The 1,551-nt window shown below is 37.8% G+C and carries 3 protein-coding genes; all 3 read left to right on the top strand.

Annotated features, from left to right (window positions below):
- Positions 1 to 13 precede the first annotated feature (13 nt).
- From R3333_RS14705 to R3333_RS14575, 3 genes are read left to right on the top strand one after another with little or no spacing between them, the layout of a single operon-like run.
- Complete coding sequence (locus tag R3333_RS14705; protein ID WP_413468694.1) at positions 14 to 115, top strand: hypothetical protein; 102 nt, start codon at positions 14 to 16, stop codon at positions 113 to 115.
- Between the two features lie 27 nt (positions 116 to 142).
- On the top strand, positions 143 to 922 hold the full coding sequence (locus R3333_RS14570) for a HipA family kinase (RefSeq protein WP_318959487.1): 780 nt from the start codon (positions 143 to 145) through the stop codon (positions 920 to 922).
- Positions 912 to 1,295, top strand: a complete 384-nt coding sequence (locus R3333_RS14575) for a DUF3037 domain-containing protein (RefSeq protein WP_318959488.1) — start codon at positions 912 to 914, stop codon at positions 1,293 to 1,295. Before R3333_RS14570 ends, R3333_RS14575 begins: the two co-directional genes overlap by 11 nt.
- Positions 1,296 to 1,551: the final 256 nt, after the last annotated feature.

Consider the following 1,551-nt stretch of genomic DNA (forward strand, 5'->3'; position numbering starts at 1 on the left):
AAGCAATTACGCCATGGGAGTGATCCTCCTTCCCATAATGCTCTTTCATGCGCTACAAATATTTATCATAAGTATTATCGCCACTAAGCTTGGGAAAGAAAATAAGACAACATAGAATTTGATTTTTACCTATCTTCACCCCATGAATCCGATAGAAATAAGAACGGTTGATGTGGTACAATACATCACTCCTTTACGCGAAGGAGGATCTATGCCTGGATTGGTAAGAGCCGATGATGATTTTTTATATGTTTTAAAATTCACTGGAGCTGGTCAGGGAAAAAAAGCATTGATTGCCGAATTTCTTGGTGGAGAATTAGCCCGTTTACTCGGATTAAAAGTTCCCGAACTCGTTTTCATGAATCTAGATGATACATTCAGCAAAACAGAACCAGACGAAGAAATACAGGATTTATTACAATTCAGTGTTGGACTCAATTTAGGGCTACACTTTTTATCTGGCGCAATAACGTATGACCCTTTGGTTTCTGATGTTGACTCAAAAACTGCATCTAAAATTGTGCTTTTAGATAGCTTAATGAGCAATATAGACCGCACAGCTAAAAACACCAATTTATTAGAGTGGAAAAATGAACTATGGGTAATTGACAACGGTGCTAGCTTTTACTTCCATCACAATTGGGAGACATGGGAAAATCATTTAACACGAACATTTCCCTTAATTAAAGACCACGTGCTCTTGCCAAAGGCCAAGCATTTAGATGAAGCAGCAAAATTGATTCAAGAAAGATTCACAGCCGAAGCTTTGCAAAATATTATAGCCGCAATTCCAGAAAATTGGTTAGAGGATGAAGCTGTATCGCTTACACCAATAGAAATGAGAACTGCCTATTCAACTTACCTAAAGGCCAAATTAGAAAACATTGACCAACTAGTAAAAGAAGCGAAAAATGCAAAGTAAAGAGAAGTTTGAATACGCTATTATACGTTTGGTACCGCGTGTTGAACGCGAAGAATTCTTCAACATAGGAGTGCTACTCTTTTGCAAACGCAAGAAATTTTTAAAGATGAAGGTTTTCGTTGACCCTCAAAAAGTTGCTTGTTTTAATACACCGGTTGACTGTGAAAAAGTAGAAAGCTATTTAAAAGGTTGGCAAAAAGTATGTGAAGGAGGTAAAGCTGGAGGGAGAATTGGTGAAATGGATTTGACGGATAGATTTAGATGGTTGGCTGCATCTCGAAGCTCCATCATCCAAACCTCAATGATGCATACAGGTAAAACTGAAAACCCAGAAGAAACACTACAACTACTTTTTGAAGAAACGGTTTTATAAATACGAAGAAACACACCCTTTCCAAGATTCATACTGTACGATTTTGATCACAAAGTGCACGAAAACGGACAACGAACGTAAATCGTAAGGACTCAAAAAGCGCATTTTCACTGGATTCCTGTTTTATGGCACGACTCTTATACCCTTGTTAGCAAACACAAAAACAAGAGTCATGAAAAAATTAGTCGTACTCCCACTGATGTTTACACTCATCAGTTTTAGCGCTATAAGTGCCGGAGATCCAACAGCAGAAACA

The sequence above is a fragment of the Lishizhenia sp. genome (genome assembly GCF_033720595.1).
Lineage (GTDB): Bacteria > Bacteroidota > Bacteroidia > Flavobacteriales_D > Crocinitomicaceae > Lishizhenia.

Excerpts from the sequence above, each read along its gene's own strand:
- R3333_RS14705 (WP_413468694.1), top strand. The coding sequence starts at position 14 with ATGGGAGTGATCCTCCTTCCCATAATGCTCTTTCATGCGCTACAAATA.
- R3333_RS14570 (WP_318959487.1), top strand. The coding sequence starts at position 143 with ATGAATCCGATAGAAATAAGAACGGTTGATGTGGTACAATACATCACT.
- R3333_RS14575 (WP_318959488.1), top strand. The coding sequence starts at position 912 with ATGCAAAGTAAAGAGAAGTTTGAATACGCTATTATACGTTTGGTACCG.